Raw genomic sequence first — 2,111 nt, 5'->3', positions numbered from 1 at the left:
GGCGGCGGTGGCGGCCGCGAGGCCGTGCGCGCGCTGGCCGGCCGCGCCGTCGAGGGCGGTGGTGACGTCGCGCAGCGCGGCCACCCGCAGCGCGCCCTCGGTGCGGGCGGCGCCGGCGTCGACCCGCCGGTGCGCCAGCAGCACGCCGGCCGCGGTGAGCGCGAGGACGGCCGCCGCGGCGCCCGCGGCGGCCGGGGCCAGCAGCGCCAGCGCGGCCAGCGTGAGCACCGGGACGGCGGCGGCGACCACGGCGGGCGGCACCACCCGCACCGACAGGTCCTGCACCAGTCCGACGTCGCCGACCACGCGGGCCAGCGCGCTGCCCGGCGTCCGGTCGGCGGCCACGCCCTGCGCGGCCAGCGCCCGCCACACCCGCACCCGCAGGCCGGCGGCCGTGCGCAGGGCGGCGTCGTGCGCGGTGAGCCGCTCGACCCAGCGCAGCGCCGCCCGGCCCAGGCCGAAGGCGCGCACGCCGACGATGGCGACCAGCAGCGTGAGGATCGGCGGCATCTCCGCGGCCCGGACGATCAGCCAGCCGCTCACCGCGGTGAGCGCGACGCCCGCGCCGGCCGAGGCGGTGCCGGCGGCGACGGCCCGCAGCAGCGCCCGCCGCGGCCAGCCGAGCCCCGCCGTCGGGGTGGTCGCGGGGGCGGCCGTCGCCGGGCCCGCGAGATCGGCGGTCTCGTGGCCATCAGCCGCCGATCGCCCCGAGACCGCCGATGTCGCGCCGGGGGACGCGGCGACAGCGGGACCGGACAGCGTGACGGTGCGGTCGGCGAGCGCCGCCAGCGCCGGGTCGTGGGTGACCAGCAGGACCGTGACCGTGCCGCGCAGGCCGGCCAGCACGGCGGCGACGCGGGCCGCCGACGCCTCGTCGAGGTGCGCGGTGGGCTCGTCGAGCAGCAGCAGCCGGGCGCCGCGGCGCACGCGCACCAGCGCCCGCGCGACCGCCACCCGCTGCAGCTCACCGGGGGAGAGGGTGGTGCAGTCCCGCCCGGCCAGCGCCTCGGCGCCCACCCGCTGCAGCGCCTCGACGACGAACGCCTCGGCCACCACCGCGTCCACGCCCGGCGAGGCGGCGGCGTGCCGGCGCAGCTCGTCGGCCACCGTGCGCGCCGTCGTCCGCGGGTGCTGCGGGACCAGCGCGATCCCGCCGGCGGGGACGCCGGTGACGGTGCCGGCGACGTCCGCGGCCGGGTCGAGCGCGCCGGTGAGCGCGGCCAGCAGGGTGGACTTGCCCGAGCCGCTGGGGCCGCGGAGCACGACCAGCTCGCCCGGCCGCAGCGCGAGGTCGACCGGCGGGAGGGCGGGCAGCGCGCGGCCGGGGTGGCGCACGGTCAGCCCGGAGACGACGACGTCGGCGCCGCGCGGGTCGTCGTCGTCCGCCGCCGGGGGAGCGGGGGCGGCCGGTGCGGACAGCACGGCGCGCGCCTCCGCGGCGGCCAGCGTGGCGGCCTCGCCGGCGTGGTGGGCGGTGCCCAGTGCGCGCAGCGGCGCGAAGGCCTCGGGGGCGAGCAGCAGCGCGGTGAGCCCGACGGCGAGCCCGAGGTCGCCGTGCACCAGCCGCAGGCCCACGGTGACCGCGACCAGCGCCACCGACAGCGTGGCGATCAGCTCGAGCACCAGCGCGGAGAGGAACGCCAGGCGCAGGGTGGCGAGCGTCCGGCGGCGGGTGGCCTCACCCAGCTCGGCGAGCGCGGTGACCTGGTCGGCGGCGCGGCCGAGGCCGACCAGCACCGGCAGCCCGCGGACCAGCTCGGCGACGTGCGCGGCCAGCCGGTCCAGGGCGCGGGCGGCGCCGGTGGTGCCGTCGCGGGTGGCCAGCCCGACCAGCGCCATGAACAGCGGCACCAGCGGCAGGGTGGCCGCGACCAGGCCGGCCGACAGCAGGTCGGTGGCGGCGAGCACGACCAGCAGCACCGGCGGGACGACGGCGGTCTGCGCGAGCGCCGGCAGGTAGGTGGCGAGGGCGGGCGCGAGGTCGGCCAGCCGGGTGGTGGCCAGCACCGCGGCGAGGGCCGGGCCGCCCGCGACGGCGACCGCGGGGAAGCGGGCGGCCAGCCGGTCGAGCAGCGCCTCGAGCAGCGCGTCCACCGCGCGGCGGGCCGCCG

The 2,111-nt window shown here is 81.6% G+C and carries 1 protein-coding gene; it reads right to left on the bottom strand.

Annotated features, from left to right (window positions below; all coding sequences use genetic code 11):
* Positions 1-2,111: ATP-binding cassette domain-containing protein (locus tag ACFO3M_RS22665; protein ID WP_387994489.1), on the bottom strand; the 2,111-nt coding region annotated here is incomplete at both ends.

Source organism: Geodermatophilus arenarius (genome assembly GCF_042654585.1).
Lineage (GTDB): Bacteria > Actinomycetota > Actinomycetes > Mycobacteriales > Geodermatophilaceae > Geodermatophilus > Geodermatophilus arenarius.
This window is presented reverse-complemented; position numbering and strand designations above follow the sequence as displayed.